Origin of the sequence: Mycoplasma testudinis ATCC 43263 (assembly GCF_000687795.1) — a bacterium.
GTDB classification, from domain to species: domain Bacteria; phylum Bacillota_I; class Bacilli_A; order Mycoplasmatales; family Mycoplasmoidaceae; genus Mycoplasmoides; species Mycoplasmoides testudinis.
The window spans coordinates 1-19,023 of sequence record NZ_JHXT01000014.1 but is presented as its reverse complement, the minus strand read 5'-3'; the positions used below and the strand labels follow the sequence as shown (position 1 = coordinate 19,023).

The 19,023-nt window shown below is 30.6% G+C and carries 13 protein-coding genes and 1 pseudogene; 3 read left to right on the top strand and 11 right to left on the bottom strand.

The features are described 5' to 3' along the window. Positions 1 to 63: 63 nt before the first annotated feature. The 5 genes from T384_RS0103900 to T384_RS0103875 form a co-directional block, all read right to left on the bottom strand. The gene (locus T384_RS0103900) at positions 64 to 810 is read right to left on the bottom strand and encodes a hypothetical protein (RefSeq protein WP_027119928.1); all 747 of its coding nucleotides are present in this window, start codon (positions 808 to 810) and stop codon (positions 64 to 66) included. A 632-nt stretch (positions 811 to 1,442) separates the two neighbouring features. Beyond that, positions 1,443 to 2,720, bottom strand: a complete 1,278-nt coding sequence (locus T384_RS0103890; protein ID WP_027119926.1) for an ATP-binding protein — start codon at positions 2,718 to 2,720, stop codon at positions 1,443 to 1,445. 587 nt (positions 2,721 to 3,307) lie between these two features. Then, positions 3,308 to 6,670, bottom strand: a complete 3,363-nt coding sequence (locus T384_RS0103885) for an AAA domain-containing protein (RefSeq protein ID WP_027119925.1) — start codon at positions 6,668 to 6,670, stop codon at positions 3,308 to 3,310. A gap of 599 nt (positions 6,671 to 7,269) precedes the next feature. After that, entirely contained in the window at positions 7,270 to 7,419 is a 150-nt protein-coding gene (locus T384_RS07280; protein ID WP_156933130.1) for a hypothetical protein, read from the bottom strand. A 439-nt stretch (positions 7,420 to 7,858) separates the two neighbouring features. Beyond that, positions 7,859 to 9,616, bottom strand: coding sequence for a hypothetical protein (locus T384_RS0103875; protein WP_027119924.1), 1,758 nt, complete (start codon positions 9,614 to 9,616; stop codon positions 7,859 to 7,861). 291 nt (positions 9,617 to 9,907) lie between these two features. Here T384_RS0103875 and T384_RS07645 point away from each other — a divergent pair, with 291 nt between their 5' ends. Continuing rightward, positions 9,908 to 10,132, top strand: a complete 225-nt coding sequence (locus T384_RS07645) for an AAA family ATPase (RefSeq protein ID WP_084266133.1) — start codon at positions 9,908 to 9,910, stop codon at positions 10,130 to 10,132. Then, positions 10,095 to 10,307, top strand: a pseudogene (locus T384_RS07640) (AAA family ATPase); the annotation flags it as partial. The gene T384_RS07645 and the pseudogene T384_RS07640, both read left to right, overlap by 38 nt. A gap of 80 nt (positions 10,308 to 10,387) precedes the next feature. Here T384_RS07640 and T384_RS07560 read toward each other — a convergent pair. The 6 genes from T384_RS07560 to pepF all read right to left on the bottom strand — a co-directional run bounded on the left by T384_RS07560 (position 10,388) and on the right by pepF (position 17,997). After that, entirely contained in the window at positions 10,388 to 11,197 is an 810-nt protein-coding gene (locus T384_RS07560; RefSeq protein ID WP_027119923.1) for a ParA family protein, read from the bottom strand. Then, complete coding sequence (gene rsmG, locus T384_RS0103865) at positions 11,190 to 11,858, bottom strand: 16S rRNA (guanine(527)-N(7))-methyltransferase RsmG (RefSeq protein WP_027119922.1); 669 nt, start codon at positions 11,856 to 11,858, stop codon at positions 11,190 to 11,192. The genes T384_RS07560 and rsmG overlap by 8 nt, the downstream gene beginning before the upstream one ends. Further along, on the bottom strand, positions 11,848 to 13,701 hold the full coding sequence (mnmG, locus tag T384_RS0103860; protein ID WP_027119921.1) for a tRNA uridine-5-carboxymethylaminomethyl(34) synthesis enzyme MnmG: 1,854 nt from the start codon (positions 13,699 to 13,701) through the stop codon (positions 11,848 to 11,850). Before mnmG ends, rsmG begins: the two co-directional genes overlap by 11 nt. 66 nt (positions 13,702 to 13,767) lie before the next feature. After that, a complete protein-coding gene (guaA, locus tag T384_RS06460; RefSeq protein WP_052663516.1) occupies positions 13,768 to 14,727 on the bottom strand; it encodes a glutamine-hydrolyzing GMP synthase in 960 nt (319 codons plus the stop codon). 148 nt (positions 14,728 to 14,875) lie between these two features. Next, positions 14,876 to 15,973 carry an IMP dehydrogenase gene (gene guaB / locus T384_RS0103850; protein ID WP_036499133.1) on the bottom strand — a complete coding sequence of 366 codons (1,098 nt, stop codon included), beginning with the start codon at positions 15,971 to 15,973 and terminating at the stop codon, positions 14,876 to 14,878. 149 nt (positions 15,974 to 16,122) lie between these two features. Next, positions 16,123 to 17,997: an oligoendopeptidase F gene (gene pepF, locus T384_RS0103845; RefSeq protein ID WP_052663514.1), complete on the bottom strand. Its 1,875-nt coding sequence runs from the start codon at positions 17,995 to 17,997 to the stop codon at positions 16,123 to 16,125. A gap of 331 nt (positions 17,998 to 18,328) precedes the next feature. On the opposite strand from pepF, the gene T384_RS06455 reads away from it, so the two are divergent. Next, positions 18,329 to 18,892: an IS30 family transposase gene (locus tag T384_RS06455; RefSeq protein WP_169734582.1), complete on the top strand. Its 564-nt coding sequence runs from the start codon at positions 18,329 to 18,331 to the stop codon at positions 18,890 to 18,892. The last annotated feature ends 131 nt before the right edge of the window (positions 18,893 to 19,023 follow it).

Sequence of the window (19,023 nt, the reverse complement as noted above, 5' to 3'; positions counted from 1 at the left end):
CAAAAAAAGTTGGTCTTTGCAAAATGCAGGCCAACTTTTTTAAATACTTTAAAGAAGAGAAAACTAACTATTTGGATTGGGTGCTGGTTTAGTAAAACCTGATATCTCAATAGTGATTCCACCATTAACTGTTGGAAGATCACTTTGATCAAATTTAGGGTTTTCGCCTTCTTTAAAAGTAGCTACAGTTTTTGCTGTGTGCTCATTTCCATTTTTGTCATACCATACAAAAGAAGACGTTTGGGTTCCATTTACAGGAGTCCCGTTTTTAGCATCCCCTACAGTAGAAACAGTTAATGAATTTAAATTTACCAAAAAGAAATTAAAACTAACCTTTGTTAAATCTGACATAGATGAAGGCCTTGCTGATGGAGAAGAGCCAAACATAGACGGATCTAAAAGTGCTGTATTTGCTGGTAATGCAGGTAAATGTATTTTTGATAAATCATTAAAGGTTGCGAAATAAAAATCAGATTGTTGTTTAAAAGAATCCTTTCCGCGAGCTGCTTGTTCAGCGTCTGTTAACACAGTTTGTTGGCTGCTTGAAGGATCACTTTGGGGTGGTTTAGGAGAAAACTCTTGTGATGATTTTCTCTGTGCGCTAGCAGCATCTTGATCTTTATATTTATCGCTAGCGGTGTAGCTTTGAGATTGCGCGCTGGTATATCAGTTTGTGGAATCTTGCTTTTCATTATTGTTAGATGCTCCACAAGCTCCAGCGATGATTCCAATCGTTGGAGCTGCTAAAGCAAGACCAGAGAATCAAATTTTCTTAGAAATTTTAAATTTCTTGAAATTAATTTTTTTCATATTTTTCCTTTAGATACTTTATATTTCTAAAAGAATTTTATATATATATATATATTGACTTTTTAAAAGCTAAAAGAGATAAGAAAATGGGCAACAATTATTGATATTAAAAATAAAGTCAAATCTGTAATTTTTAAATTTTATTGTACTGATTTTATTACCTTTTTGAAAATTAAAGAAAAAATAACTATAAAAGCAATTTTGTATTGTCTCATGCTCCAACACACGAATTATTAAAGCAGTAACTTTTACTTTCATTCCATCTTCTTTTTTTCTCACATGATGAAATAAATTTAATTTTTTCAGTTTTTTTAGAAATAAATTTTTGCTCGAGAACATGTTGATTCCCATTTTTAGTATAGGTATGTACCAGTTCTAAATTCACTACTATCTAAACAGAATAGTAGCCCTCTTTAGTTGGATTTTTTTAATCCAACTTTTGGGGCTGCTATCTAGCTCTTTAATAAATGTCTTTTTTAGTTTAACGGCTCATTATGTGTTTTACATAACTTACCCAACGCATCAAGCGTTATCATGTTCTTATGTTATTAAACATATTAACATCAATAGATAAATATGCGCACACAAATTATGAAATAAGATTTAGATTTAACGTATGTTAAAAATCACTTCTAATCACGAAGAAAATTGATCGGTACAACATATACTCCTTCACTAGTTTTATATGCTGGACCTTTTGCAGTAATAACCATTAAAAATTGCGGTTTGTGCCGATTTTCTCCAGAAAATCTTTTTTCAATTTTTAAAAGTGATGCGATTCCTTCAGACACACCTTTAAGACTCCCCAATTTTATTTCTATAAGACAAAATCGTCCGTCGTTTAAATTAATGACCGCATCACATTCAAGACCTCGTCTTTCGTGGTAATGAAAAACATTTCCACCGATACTTTCAGTATATATTTTTAAATCTCTTAAAACAAAATCCTCAAATAAAAATCCGAATGTTTCTAAATCCTGCAAAAGGCCATTAGGAGATAATTCCAAAGCACAACACGCAATTGAGGGATCAGTAAAATGATGAACTGGAACAGTTCTCATTGCAACTTTGGAACGATAATTTGGGTTCCAAGCAGGCAAATCTTCAACTACAAAAGTTTCTGTCAAAACATCGGCATATTTTTTTAAAGTTCTCAAGTTAATATCGTATCCTAGAGATTGTGTGACGTCTTCTAAAATCGTTGTCAGTGGGGTTGAAGTCGAAATATTCCTGGCGTAACTTTTGACCAAACGATCTAGTAAACTCTTATTAACTTTACGAAATTTTTGCCACTCAAAATTTCCAAAATCTAAGATTTTATCGTAATAAGTTCGGGTTAAATCTAAACTTAATTCACAATTTTTTTGAAGTACTGATTCTGGCCAACCACCTCGGCATATATAAAAAGCAATTTGTTGCAAATTAAAATTTTTGTTCTCTTGAGAATATTCAGGCTTTCATCCTTCATCAAAAAGTTTTTTCAAAGAAATCACTCCAGACGATTCAAAAGATTCAAATAAAGACATTGTTCGCATTTTTAAAGGTGCTATTCGTCCAGCACCTGAATGATATATTTGTTTAACATTAACAGGGGTTGAACTTCCAGTCAAAATAAAAGAACCTTTCGATGAATCCTTGTCTATTAAATTTCTAATATCATCTCATAAAGACGGAACTATTTGCCATTCATCAATCACTCGAGGTTTTTCGCCATTCAATATAAAAAATGAATCTTCTTCAGCAAGGCGAGCGTTATTTCCTTCAGATAAATTAATAAAACTATTGCTATATTGGATTGCAGTAGTAGTTTTACCACAAAATTTAGGCCCAATAATCTGAACCGCTCCCACAATTTGAAGTTTTTTTTCTATTTGTTTTTCAATTGTTCGTTTTAGATATTGAGGTTTCATAAAATGTTTTATTGGTGCTCCCTAATTATTTAATGCAGTTGATGTGTAAATATAGGCCTATCATGTCTCTAATAAAAATCATTCAAACCATCAGAGTAATTGTTATTCAGTAGCTAATTACATTAATTTACATTTTCTAATTACATCATTATACATTTTCTAATTACATCATTATACATTTTCTAATTACATAAATTTACATTTTCTAATTGAAAAATTTACTACTAATATAGTATGAAACTGACTTTTTTTAAAGTCCTGTGACTTGCAAATCTTTATAATTCGATCCAAAAAATTTTATAAATATCTTATGTCTACAGAAAAATAAAATCTAAAAAAGCCTTGTTTTATCTAGCTTGTTGCAGATAAAAAACATAAATCCTTTATGTATGTTACACTCGTTACCTATTCAAAATAATATTACAAAATTAACACAGACTGAAAAAAAATCTACTTAGTGGCTTTACCGTATCTCAAATGATTTTTATTATTTAGCGATTTATTATTTTTTTTAAAATTTAGATTAGAAAAAACTACAATACTCCATTAAACAATGAAATTCACAAGGCAATAAAAATTTAAAATGCTTAGATTTTATTTTCAAGAATTTCTTTAATTTTTAACAAAACTTTCTTTCGTGATAATCGTCAAGAAGAAGTTCAGATTCGGAAATATTTCCAACCTCGTTTTTCCAAAAAGATGTTCTTATAAATCATTTTTTCGTAGAACTCACCTAACCCATTGATTTCAGGTAAATCAATATCTATAGCTAAAACTGGCACACCATCTTTATAAAAGACGACATCAAAGAAATATGTCCCTTCAATCACATTTTTACGTAATTCAAAGTACTGCCCAAAAATAGTTTTCAGTTGTTCTCAAACTTCTTGTGAAATTCTTGAACTAGCTGTGGGATTAAGGTTTCCATTAGGGTGACTATTTTCGGTTACTGCTTTAATTTTTGGTGCAAGCGGGCTAGCTTGTTGTTCACAATAATCAAGATATTCTACTAACAATCTGGCCCCTGGAGAATTACTTGATCATCCATTGTATTCTCTTGCTTGATTAGTTTTAAATAACTCAATTCGGTGCTTAGCCCTAGTAATTGCAACGTTCAAACGGTTGGCGCCTTCTTCTTTGCTTATCGGCCCATAATTATTTACAGTTTTATCATAACCTAATGAAAAGATGATGATATCTCTTTCGTCTCCTTGAACGTTTTCTACATTTTTAACAAATAGCCCAATATACTCACCGTTTTCAGACATCCGTTCGCGTCATTCATTAATTAAAGGGTCATTAACTTTATCTAATAATGTTTCAATAAAATCGGCCTGGGTTTTATTGAAGGTGATAATTCCAATTGTTTTTTGATAATCATCAGTCAATACTAGTTTTTGCAATCGTTTAACAACTTCTTGAGCCTCTTCTGCATTTCTGTTGTTTTGTCATTTTCCGTTAAGGACTTCATGAACCATAAAAGTTTGGGAAGGTTTAATGGCTTTATTCATAAAAATTAATTCGTTTTCATAAATATGGCTATTTGTAAAAGCAATCAAACTACTAAAATCCGAACGATAATGGTACTTTAACATACTGCTTAATCGAGCCCGTTCTTTTAAGAAATGAATTAAACTAGTAGCATTAACTGCTTCATCAGTTTCGATTGCACTATCATTATTAATTTCCACAAAAGCATCATCATCATAATTGGCTCGTGATTGGAAAAAACTTGAAGGATGAAGTTGTTTGGTATCACCGGCAATAATGTATTTATTACCTCGGTAAAGTGCAGGTAAAGCCCGCTCTAAAAAAACTTGACTTGCTTCATCAATTACGACATAATCATATAAATCTCGTTTGTTTTCCAACAAAATGGATGCACTTTCAAAAGACATAATATGAATAGGATATAGCCGATTGATAATATCTCGATTCATATTAAACCATCACGGAATTTCTTTAGGATTTGGATTGCGTCCCTGACGACAAATTTCTAATAATTGTTTTTTATCTGTTTCATATACTGATAAAAAGTTTTTAATAATTTTGGATTTCAAATTTCGTTTGGAAGCTTCTATATATTCATTTACACTTTGAACAAACAAGTCTTTAAAAGTTTTAAATTTATTTTGCAATTCATTAATACGGGCCACAATTGGAGCACTTTGTTCTTGCATAAATCAAGAATAAAAAATGTCACGTTTGTGATCTAAAACATTATTATCAAGATTGCGTTTAATAACTTCATATTTAGATTTACTAGAATATTTTTGTAAATTCTCATATCTTTTAAATTGCAATTGTAAAAGATCATATGTTCTTTCTTCTTTTGAAGTAACTTTCGCAAAGGGATTCGCAAGTTTTGGAACACCAATGATTTTTCTTTTGTAATAATTGCGGATGATTGAAAGGAAGCGTCGTTTATTGTCAGGCTCTTTCTTCCACAATTCATAAAAAGCTTCAAAAGTTTCTGTTCCTCAAGAATTTGCAAGTTGATTTTTCAATTCACTAAAGGCTTGGTGTTGTTCCAATCAACTTTGATTAGTAAACACTACAAGTCATTCGTCAAATCGTGAAACATCATCTAATTTAATATAACTAACATCAATCAATTTGAAATTTAATAAGATATCTCTAAAAATATATGAATCAGTACCTGTATTAATTTCTTGAGTATAGATTCCGTCAATTTCTTTAGCAAGTGAATAAAAACTTGGAACTAAATTATTTTTAAAATTAGCAGGAGCAGTATTTACTAATTGACTACTGTAGTTATCGCTAAAGTATTGTTCAAAATCAGCAAACTGTCGATAAAAACGTTTTTTGTCCTCAGTTAAACCTGGAACATACATTGCCATATGACGTAAATTACCCATTCGGTTATAAACTACTTCCATAGCAGTAGCCTTTTCACTTACAAATAAGGCAGTTTTACCATTTAAAACGATATTCGCTAGAATATTTAAAATGGTTTCAGATTTCCCAGTGCCTGGAGGTCCTTCAACAACAATATCTCCAATTAAAGCGTGTTTAACTGCTAGTTGTTGATAAATATCTAATTGACTAAACAAATAAATTTGACTCAAATCAAAATTGTCAAAGAATTCCTTATGATTAAAAATTAAATCTTTCTTACTAGATAGAATATCATCAATTGCTTCCGGATCGTTACTCATCATGGTAGTAAAGTCTTGGAATAAACGATCGCCTTTAACTTCAAACAACCCTAGTAAAACGTTATTTGTTAAAAGATTAATATTTAAACCCTTAGCGCTTTCAGTAAAATCGCTTTTCATTTTTTTAACAAAGGGAACCACTTCATTTGTTAGTGGAGCCTTAAAATAAATGTCAAGTTCTTTAAAAGCATTTAAAGCTTCAATCAAATCCAGTTTTTTAGAATCATATTGGTTTTTAAACAAAACACCTTTTTTATTAACTTCAACTCCTAAGATGGTCGGATTTAAGATATATTCTGTTCGATTAATATGCAAAATTATTTTTTGATATCTATTAATTGGTTCAAGTTCCACTTGCACATATAATAATGGCGCTCGGAAATAATCACCAAATTCATTCCGACCTTCAATTATAGGCAGACCAATAAAAACACCCGCATCTCCCAATTCCCGAGCTTGTCTTTTGATTTGTTTATGTAATTTAGCAAAATCGTTTTGAAAAATCTTATAAAGATCATCGGTTGTTCCAAACCTTCTTAAACTTTCAGGTTCAGGAATATCTCTTAAACGCTTCAAATCTATTTCTACGTATTCGTTATTACCTAAAAAGTCCATGATACCATTTAAAGAGTGGTCACGAATGTTAGAAGCAATTTTAAGTAATTCTCCAATATCTAAAACTGTTGAAGATAAACTAGGTAGCCAAAAGCTATTCGATTTAGTTTTAGCTGATACTAAACGGTTTTTTAATCATAGTCAATCTGCTGCCATTGTTTTGCCTCTTCAGTCCGTATATTTAGAAAATGTTGTTATATATTTTAACTTAATCAAAAGTTATAAAAATTAAAACACCAATATATTTTTATGGTTTAAACAACAATAGCCTTTAGTTAAGATATTGAACGTTAAAAAAATCTTGAATCAACTAAATTAAATATGTCTTTAAAAAATTTGAAAATTATGATACTAATACAGCAAAAAAACAAATAACAACAAAAAATCCTTCACAGCTTTCACAAGCAGAAGGATTTTTATTTAAATTCATTTGGGAAAATTTCTAGATTCTTACTGTTACAGATTTATAAAATTTATGAACGCTTTTTTCTCATTAAATACATAATGTGATTAAAACATGAAGATCTTTGAAATCCAACGCAAATTACTTTCTATATCAAACAACAACCATAACTTATAACTCAACAGATTTCCTTTAGAAAAATGTTAACAACAATAAGCTAGGCATTTTAGCTTAGTCAGTCTTTGCAACTGAGAAATGCCTTTCTCAAGAAGTGCAAAAATCTACTAAAACAGATACTGCTAACTTTTGCTAAATTGTTAACTTCGTAAAGTAATTTTTAATAATCATTACTTTAGCGTTTTTTTTCTAGTGTAGACACTAAGAAACTAGTTACGGAAATATAGCTTGGAACAGAAACATAATTTGGAGCTAATGAAACACTAGATAACCCCAAAAACTCGCTTTTGGACTTTTTTTGTTCGACTACTTTATATTTTTCCATGGTCTTTTTCCTTTAAATGATTAATTTAAATAAATAAAATTAAGAACTATCATGAAGAAGGTTCGCACCACTTATAAAAAACTAATATAAAGAGAATAAGAATTAAAGCGGGTTGAATCTTCTTCAACTCCGCTTATAGTAAGAAAGAGTTTAGAAGTTATTGTTGTAGAACGGCCGTGCCATATACTCAATGGCAATCGCGTTTACAGATGAAATCATATGTCAATTTGATTTGACATTAATTGATTTTTCCGTTTTGCTACAAAATAAATTTCTAAGTTTCATAATTTTATGGTGTAAGTATATTATATTTTTTAAAAAAAGCAAATAATTTTTTGAGATTGAAAAAGAATTTAACTCATTCAAATCAAAAATTTTTCAAATTTACTATCCTAAAACAAACTTAAGTGAAAATCGAAAATAAAAGATAAATAACGAATTATTTTTTTCCAATTTTTTTTGGTTCTTTTAGATTGTTGTTTAAAATCTGATCGTGTAATTTAGAAAGAATATTTTGTGCTACAACAATCTTAAACTCATATTGTTGAATTGCTTGACATCCTAAATCAAAATCAATATTCTGCAAATTCAGGTCAAATTCAATGTCGCTTATTTTTGTTCGAAGGTTTCCAATATAAACACTTAATTTACCTAATTGGTGACGTAAAGAATCCAATACAGGATCAATATTTGTATCCTTGAGAACTTCTTGTATCAATTTTTGCTTTCGATTTTGATCTTTAAGTAAAACTTTTATTAAATAAGAATTCTTGGCATTATATTCTGAATGAGAATTAACAATCTCTCTAATTTGAATAGTTGAATTATATTTTCTGCGAATTAATTCAAGTTGCTCGTGTTCAATATTCTTCAAACTATTTAAGTTACTTTTTTCATAAGACTTTAAATCAATTTCCAAAGGTTCTAGGTTAGCAACTGAATATTGTGGATAAACTTGCTTAGTAATCGGCAAAACTACGTCATCAGAAGGCGCAGACAATTCATTAAGAACCGGTTTTTGAAGGTCTTCATTATCCTGAGTAATTAAGTTTTGTGGTTCACTATTTGAAAGCATTGCAAAACTTAATTCTTTAGTTTCAATTAGATCATCAACCAGTATTTCTTTTGAATCTTTAATCAAACTTTGAGTTATCGGCTTAGTAACTTCAAATTTAGTATTTTTATGAATTTGTCCCGGAGGTCGAAATTTAACTGAAATTTCTTTTGGTTCTTTAATATTTTTGGGAGCTTTTAATTTCAATTCGCCTTCAGATGAAGCTTCTTCACGAAGTTCTTGAATTTTTTGAGATTGCTTTTCAGCATCTACTAAAATAGTTATCTTATCGATTGCAACTGAACTTTGTGATTCTAATTCTTTAGTAAGGACATGAGCCCCAATAATAACTTCGTTTTGCTTTACTTCATGATTAAGCTCTTTTTTTGCTTTAGTTAAATCACCTGAACCGGGTAAAGGTGAATTGTCTTCTTGATGTTTTGTTTCATCAGAAACTTTTACTTTTTGTGTTTTTAAACTCTTTTTAGATTTTTTAATTTCTTTGTTTATTTTTTTCTTGTTTTTTACTTTAGTTGTTTTAATTTTAGAAGTAATAATTTGATCATTAGAATCATTTATAGTTTGATCTAAAATAATATTATTATCTAAATTATCATTATTATTTGAATCATTCAATGAAGGCTCAAAAGGATCTATTTTTACTGTCGTGCTATTTGACACTTCTGTACCAATCTGACTTAAATCCAAATTTTTAAGCGAGTCTATAGATAAGTCATGTTGATTATGGTCCCGCTTGTCTTCATTAGAAGAATCATATGACTCAGTTTTATTTTCGTCACTAACAACTGATTGACTTTCAACTCTGTTTATTGAGTTTTGTTCTTCTTCATCTTGAGTCCCAAATTTTTCTTCTAACTCTTGAGTTGTAAATTCTTCTCCCGCATGAGAAGCGTTATCTGTTGCTGGATCGATACTATAAGTTTCGTTTCACCCTTTTCCAGGACGAAATACGAAGCGCGAATTATGCGTTACTTTATCTACTTGTGAAACTGTTTTATTAACTACAAGTTTTTTAACTTTTTTAGTTATTTTAGCTGAATCTTTTTTTTCTGGATCATCATCTAATACGAATTTAGTGACATCAGATAAAGATCGAGGCTTCTTATTTTCTTGGTTTTCCATTATTTACCTGCTAGTCTCAGACTAGAATCTATTTGTAATCAGTTTATTAATTTTATCAATATATAAATATAAACGTTTAAAAACAATCATCTGATTTTCATAAAAGAAATAAGTAACAGAGTCAAATTTTGACAAATAGAATCCTTACGCGATTTTTGTAAAATCAAGATTGAATTAATAATCTGGAGTTTGTTAAGTGCTGAAATATGTAAGACCTCTTTTACTTTTTAATAGATCCTTTTAAAAAGACAAATTTACAAAGAAAATTAATAGTTATTCCGAAAATCTTAATTGTATGAGTTAATCTCATACCAACTTACTCCAGATATTAAAATTATTACAGGAATCAGACGCAGTGGTAAATCATTTTTGCTACGTGAATATATAAAATATCTGCAAACTCAGATAAAAAAAGCAAACGTTATTTATATCGATTTTTTTCCAATATTGAAAACGACACCTAAAAAATTATCAATCTTTGAACGCATATATATGTTCTATCTATATAGAACATAAAAACAATTATGTTTTTATAGACGAAATTCAAATGTGTGAGAAGTTTGAAATTGCTATCAACGATTTACACTCGTCACAAAAATTTGATATCTATCTTACTGACTCTAATGCTTTTCTTTTGAATAGTGATTTTACAGGTAGACATATGAGTATCCAAGTTTATCCTTTTTCATTTAAAGAGTTTTTAGCATACTTTAATAAAGAAAAAAGACATTGAAAAAGCCTTTGACTTATTCACAAAAACTATGAAAATAGTTATTCAATTTGCTTAGTCTTTATAACCGGTGGGGGAGAAGCTTCCCGTTTAATTGGCTTAATCACCTTTTTTAATTCTAAAGCTATATTGTTAAATATTGGACGAAGTTCTTTTATGATAGAAAACAAATTGCTTTTACGTTTATTTTCGATAATTTCTAAAGTTCTTTCATGAAAAATAGGAATATGCTTAGTTAATAAAACTTCTTTAAACCCAATTTGAATTTGTGACAACATTTTATTTTGAGAAATAGATTTGGGATCATACATTGTAGTCAATAAACGGAACCGTTTGTCTACTAATGTAGGAACCGCTTCAATCGCTTTACAATAACGGCTTAAAGCTGTTGCAACCTTTAAATCATATGAAGCTACATGAATTGGAATAATTAAAAAATCAATCATTTTAAACAAAGCTTCATTAATGGATACGGCTTTTGGGTTTAAATCCAAAACACAATAATCATATTTTTTATTTTTTTCTAATTCGTTTAACAAACTGCCAAATATTGTTTCAATCCCTTTAAATTGAACTTTTTTAAATCATTCGTGATCAGATTCATAAAAACTTATTAAATCAAAATTTAAAGCGTGAATTTTCTCGATGATTTTGGAAAGTGAAACTTTCTTATTAATATATTGTGTAAAAGAAGGTGCATCTATCAAAGGAGATAATTCAGTTTCATTTTCCACATCAAAATTTAAAAACAACACATTTTGCCCAAAACCAACTCAAGCATCGGCTAAACCGATACCACAAGTGGTTTTTCCTATTTTAGATTGAGGCGATATAATCCCAACTTTAAGCATCGTAATTTACCTTGCTAATTATTTGTTTTCATGGGCGTGGATACCGCGTGGGAGTGTGCTGTATCTTTTGATAAATTATATTATTAAAAGTTTTAGTTTGATTCATAGTTTTTTTTGTTTCCAGATATTTCAGACCTAAGCTCTTTAATTCATTTTTGGCTTCATTGACTTCGACTAAATAATTTAATGATTTTAAATGAATAATTTTTCCGTTTACTTTAATTCATTGACATATCAATTCATTCATAATTTTTATTGAAGCCACAGCACGACTCAATCCATAATCAAATTTCTCACGGTATAAAATCGAATTCAAAGACTCGGCTCTTTCAGACTTAACAAAAACGTTTTTTAATTGTAATTCGGTAACCAAAATTTGCAAAAACGTTGCTTTTTTTTGGTTTGGTTCAATTAAAAAAAAGTTTGCCAGTGGGAAATGTATTGCCAAAACAATACCTGGAGATCCAGAACCTGAACCAACATCAATTAAAGAGAATTTTTCAGCGTTAGGCAAACTAAGAAATGGAATTAATTGAACAACTTCATCTACTAAACCAGATTTGATGTCAATTTCATTTTTAAATCCAGTTAAATTAAAACGTTGATTGAATTCATGAACGCAACTGACATATTTATTTAATAAGTATTCTTTATTGTTCATAAGGCTTTCTCTTATTTCTAAAATAATTTTTGACAGCTACTAAATCAGGAAAATTAATTCCACTGATACGACTTGCCTGAGCTAAATTCAAAGGTTTAATCAAATTTAATTTATCTTGCGCTTCATTAGACAAATTCGGAATTAAGTGATAATCACAATCAGAAGGTAAATCAAAATTACTTAAGTCGCCAATCTTTTTTAAGTTCTTCAAATAGTTTTTGATGTATCCTTCATATTTTACTTGAATCTCAATTTGTAATAATTGTGAATCTCTTAAACCTTTAAAATGCACACCAATCAATTTTAACAAATCAACTAGCTTAACTTCGGGACGGCTCAAATAATGATGCAAAGTTAGGTTAGTATTGTTTGTTAATTTGCGCAAAGGCAAGTATTGACCAATTTTCTTATCTTTTAAAAATTTAATAACCTTTTTGATCAAAATTTCAGATTTCAAAAAATCATCATAAACTTTCTTTGAAATCATGCCAATTCTTTTGGCGTGTTTAATTAACCTTTGCTGTGCATTATCATTGCGTAACAAAAGACGGTGCTCAGCACGGGAAGTCAATAGACGATAAGGATCACTTACTCCCTTTGTAACAATATCATCAATCATCACCCCAATATAAGCTTCGTCACGTTTTAAAATTAACGGTTTTTTCTTATTTAATTTTAAAACTGCATTGATTCCTGCCATCAACCCCTGACCTGCAGCTTCTTCGTAACCGCTAGTACCATTAATTTGACCGGCCGAATACAAATTCTTTACAAGTTTGGTTTCAAGGGTGGGAAACAGCTGAATAGGATCGATTGCATCATACTGAATGGCATAACCGTACTTAACTACTTTACAATTTTTAAGCCCGGGTAAAGTCCGAATAATTTTATCTTGAATTGCTACTTCAAAAGAGGTGGAAAATCCCCCTAAATAAATAGTATTGAGATCTAATGATTCAGGTTCTAAAAAAATCTGGTGTCTAGGTTTGTCACTAAAACGCATTACTTTATCTTCAATACTTGGACAATAACGAGGTCCAACCCCTTTAATCTGACCCCCATAAACAGCTGATGCAGAAATATTTTCCAAAATAATATCGTGGGTTTTTTTATTTGTATGAATTAAATAACAAGGTAATTGTTTTTTTAAAGGAATGAATTTCTTTGTACTAAAACTAAAAGCAAAATCGCCAGGAGTTCCTGGCTCTAATGCTGTTTGTGAGTAATCAATTGAATCCTTAGCAATCCGTGGTGGTGTGCCTGTTTTTAAACGCAATAATTTAAAACCTAATTTTTTTAAATTGTGGGATAAACCTTGGCTATTGATGTAACCATCTGGACCTTCGTTATGGACACTTTTACCTTGATGCGTCGACGATTCTAAATAAGTGCCAGTTGTTAAAATAACTGCATCAGCCAATAAGTCTTGTTGTTTTTTTAAAACAACTCCTTTGATTATCTTATTTTTAACAATTAAATCAATTACTTCATCCTCAATCAGGGTGATATTTTTAGTTTCTTTTAATTTTTTTAAAAACCATGAATGATATTGTTTTTTATCAATTTGCGCACGTAAAGCTTGGACGCCTGGACCTTTAGAACTGTTTAGCAATTTCATTTGCAAGCGACACGCATCAGCAGCTTTTGCTTGCATTCCACCCAAAGCATCAATTTCACGAGTAACAATCCCTTTGGCAGGACCGCCTACAGACGGGTTGCAAGGACAATTTCCGACAGAATTCGCATTTAAGACAATAAGAAATACTTTGCACTTTAATCGTGCACAACTAAAAGCAGCTTCGAGCCCTGCATGACCTGCTCCAACAACAATTATCTTTTTCATTTTTAAAGTTTATTAATCTAATGCACTATGAAAGTGCGACATCAACAATTTAATTAAAGTAACTTACTATTCTCATTCAATAGTGCCTGCAGGCTTATCAGTAATGTCATAAACAACCCGATTAACTTCTGGAATTTGTAAACAAATTTGTTCACTAACATTTTTCAAAAATTTATGTGGTAAAGGAATATATTCAGCTGTTACTGCATCTTTAGAATGAATTGCCCGTAACGCAATTGTATGGCCGTATAAACGTTCTCCTTCACGAACTCCAGTAGTGAATGTTTCTGGCAAAATTGCAAAATATTGGAAAGCTCCAGCAGCAAGCCCTGTTTGCTCCATTGCAGATCTAAAAATATAATCAGCTTTTCTTAAAATTTCTAATTTCTTTTCAGTAACTTCACCAATCACCCGTACTCCTAATCCTGGGCCCGGGAATGGTTGACGTTGGATAAAGTGTTGTGGTAATCCTAATGCTTTAGCTAGTTCACGAACATCTTCTTTATACAAATCACGTAGTGGTTCAATTAAAACTGCATCAAAGTTTTCCGGTAATCCGCCAACGTTGTGATGTGATTTAACTGTCTTTTCATTATTTTTAGATTCAAGAATATCTGGATAGATTGTTCCTTGAACTAAATAAGGGAAGTCGATATTTAAATCTTTAGCAGCTTGAACAAAAACGTCAATAAAAGTTTTGCCAATTACGTGACGTTTTTCTTCAGGATCCACAATTCCTTTTAAACGATCTAAAAACAAGTTCTTCGCATCAACGTGTCAAATGTTTAAACCTAATTTATTACGTAGACTGTCTAAAACTTCAAACACTTCGTTGTGTCTTAATAAACCGTGGTCAACAAAAACGCAATGTAGTTGGTTACCAATTGCTCTTTGAACTAATGTAGCTGAGACCGTTGAATCAACCCCACCACTAATTGCACAAATAACATGTTTATCTTTTACTTCAGCACGAATTAATTCGACAACTTGGTCAATAAATTTTTGCGGATTAATATTGTTTTTCATCTTTGGATTCCTATTTCTTTTAGTACTGCAAATCACTGAAATCATCAGCAACTTACATTTTAGATTAATCTATTTTAATTTTCTAATTATTATTTGGGTTTAAATTTTTTTAAAATTTCAAAACAAAGTTATAAAAATTAATTCAATTTTACTTTGCAGGAATAACATCATGCGGTAAAGATTCATATAAACCAGCGGCGGATTGTTCAATGAATTCACTATTATGATGTAGTTCACTAATTGTTCTAGCTCCACAATAAGCCATTCCGCTACGTAATCCGCCAACTAATTTAAATAACACTTCAGACAAAGGGCCGATAGCTTCTTTAAACCCTTCAATCCCTTCGGGAACATATTTCATTGCATCTTTTTGAAAATAGCGATCGCTCGAACCAGCGGCCATAGCAGCTGCACTTCCCATTCCACGATATGTTTTATACAATCGATTTTCGAATTCGACCAATTCGCCTGGAGCTTCATCTGTTCCTGCTAGTAATGATCCAAGCATTACTGCCTGAGCCCCTGCAGCTAAAGCTTTAGTAATATCTCCTGATTGTTTTATTCCCCCATCTGCAATAACAGGAATATTATGCTTAGCAGCTACATTTGTTACATCCATAATTGCAGTCAATTGAGGAACCCCCACACCACTAACTATTCGAGTCGTGCAAATTGAACCTGGACCAATTCCAACTTTTAAACAGTCAGCTCCTTGAGCTATTAAATCAGCAGCTGCTTTTGCTGTAGCAATATTTCCGGCTATAACGGGCAATTTAAAGTTCTTTTTAATTTTTCTTAAAACTTCAATAACGTATTTGCTGTGCCCGTGTGCGGTGTCTAAGCAAATAACATCAACTCCATATTTAACCAAAGTAGCGACACGGCTTAAAGTATCGTTAGCAATTCCAACAGCTGCACCTACTAATAATTTGTTTTTTGAATCTAGTGCTGCTAGTGGGTTGAGAGATAAATCCACAGCAGTTTGTTTTACCAAAACAACTTCCTGGGCCTGTTCAACTAAACTCAGGTTTTTATGGATGATGCCAAGACCACCCAAGTCTGCCATTGCAATTGCCATCTTGTGATCGGTTACCGTATCCATCGCAGCTGACATAACTGGAATATTTAAATTAATTGAGTCAGCTATCTTAGTTTTCAAAACAACATCTTTCGGTAAAATATTTGATGCTTGAGGAACAAGCAATAAATCATCAAACGTGTACCCTTTACGAATTACTGTTGGCACGATAAACTCCTTTTTTAAAATTACAGAAATTATAAATTGAAATAAATCAAGACAAAATAAAATCCTAACTAATCCGTTGGCAGATAAAAATTTGGAATTAAAAAATATTCAAGGACACCTCCCTGAACATTCTTCTAATATATTTAAATTTAAAATTTTATCTTGTTTAATTCTTGTTTTAATTGATCGACTCATTCAGACACTATTGCAAGTGCTTCGTGTCAAGCTTGAGGTTTTGTCAAATCGATGCCTAGCAATTTAATTGTTTCTAACGGAGACAATGAATTACCAGATCGTAAAAATTTGTAAAAATTTTCTAAAGCCTGTGGCTGTTTTTCAATAATTCGCTTACATGCAATAATTGATGCCACCTGACCAACCGCATATTTGTAAACATAAAAAATACCTGAGTAAAAATGCGGAACTGCAAGAATTACTGCTAAACTTTTTTTGCCATAGGTAGAAGTTTTAAGCCTCTTAACCGCGCTTTTAGAAAAGCCAAGATATTTTTCGTGCATTGTTGCATAGATATCATAAGCTACTTCACTGCTAAATTGTTGACCACTATTAATTTTTTCATTAGCAATATATTCGAAATTACTAAACATAATTTGGCGGGTAGTTGTGGCAAAGAAATTATTAATCATTTCCATGAGAATTGAAATTTTCATTTTAGAATCATTTTTAAACTCTTTTAATAAATGATAATTTAACAGCATTTCATTAGCAATTGAAGCTACTTCTGCATAGAAAATAGAAACATCTGTATAAATTTTTTGATAATTTAATAATGATCACGTATGCATTGAATGACCTAATTCATGAATGATTGTATAAACCGACCTTAATGTGGTATCAAAGTTCATCGAAATATAATATTTTTGTAAACCTTCAGCATTACCGATAGAGTAAGCTCCAGTTTGTTTTCCTGGTTTAGATAACCAAGAAACTCATCTTTCACCAAAAGCTTGTTTAACAACTTTTTGATATTCTTCACCCATAGGCTTCAAAGCGGCTAGCGCTATTTTTTTAGCTTCTTCAATTGAATATTTAGTATTCTGATTAAAAAGAGGTATTTGTAAATCTCAGGGGTATATATTCTTAGTGTTTAGTTTTTTGCGTAGCACTGCATTCCTTAATGAATTATATTTTTTAACAATCGGTGCAAAAGCTGCTACTTGCTCATAAATAAAACTAATAAATTCTTCATTTATTTCATCATCAAAAGCTGTTTGAGAAACATAATTTTTATAATTTCTTACTTTTGCTAAAGTGTTGTATTTTAAATAAGCATAATACAAAGTTTTTGAAAGAGTGTTTCTAAAATTATAGAAAGCACCGAATTCAGATAATCAAGCAGATTTTCTTAACTTCCGATCTTTAGACTTCAACAATGGTGCAACATCAGACATTGTTTTAATTGGGTATTTTTTCCCAGTTGAACTAATTGCATCTTGAAATTTGATTTCTGAGCGTGTTAAAGTATTAAAAATATCTTCTGATGTTTCGTTAGTTAAAGATAACTTAGCCATCAATTGTTCTTCATCTTCTTTTAATATGTGTGGTTCAGTTCTAAAAACCAAATCAAATTCACGTTGATAGTTTTTATATTTAGGTAGAGCTAAATATTTTTTAATGTTATCTTTATTTTTCACAATCACTTTGCTTAATTGAGACATAGCTTGTTGTAATTGATTAACTTCAAACATAAATTTTTGCTGTCATCCTGCCCATACCGGATTTGTAATATCTTCATTTAAATTATTGAAAATATAGTTAATCAAGCGGTTAGTCAATAATTTTAAAGTTTTATCTGCTTTCAAATATGCTGCAAAAGAATCTTCTTTGAAAGCGAAAGCGCCATTATTATAAACATTCAATAAAGAGTCTTTTGCTTTTAACCATTTTTGATATAAATCTTCTAAAGTCCCGCCTTCTAAAATAGCATCAAGATCTCAGGAATATTTATTATTTTTGTTTTCTGTTAAATTTGTCGAATTCAAATTTTTGTTTTGTTTTTTCATATTGAACCTATAGTTTATGTAAATTGAATAAATTATAAAATAAAACGCTTATCTAATATATTTATGTCACCAGATTTCTAAACTAAAAAGTCCGAAGAAAAATATACCCAAGCAAACAATGCCGCAAATATCAAAGAAGTAAAATAATTTTTACTCCATTTTCTTTAATCGAAATTATTCGCAGATAATTTTGGAATATACATTTATAAAAAATAAAAAAAATTAAGGTATGGTAGATTGTAATAATAAATGCAACACTAAAAATTAGAAAACCCATAAGAGTTTCTGTAAAATGTTATTGATAAATGTAAACAATAACAGAGGTACTCTTATGGGTTTTAATAATCTTAACATATCCACACGAAGTCAGATTTCAATTCTTCTTAAGGTCAAAATATCTGCACGACAAATTGCAAAAAAAATCAACGTTGCTGCTTCTACAATAACACGAGAAATAAAACGTTGTGGTGGTAAAGAAAATTACGACCATGATCTAGCGCAGCAAACATCCGAAGAACTTTTGAAAAAACGTGGCAGGAAAACCAAATTGACGGAAGACATAAAAGCTGAAATTGAAAAGCACATCAAGTTAAAATGGTCTCCAGAAATTATTATTGGCAGGAATTATCAAGGAAAATTATCATTTAAGACTATCTACAACTGAATCGACAACGAATTGATCGATGTAATGACTAAAGATTTGATTTGTAAGAGGAAACGTAAAAAAGGAGAAGAAAGGCGCGGAAAAACAAACATAGGGATAAGTATTCATCTAAGGCCTAAAATCATCGATAATCGCGGTAGAAATGGCGATTTAGAAGGGGATACGGTCGTTGCGCCCCGCAAGGCTTACCAAAAATTGTGTTGCAACCTTCATCTGTCGCCGGTCACGTAAATATTTTTTAATCCCGATTATAGACCGAACAGCTGCATCAATGAATGGCACAATCAAGGAATTAATTAGTGACCATCCACTTGGAACGTTTAAATCATTGACAGTAGACAATGGGAAAGAATTTACAAACC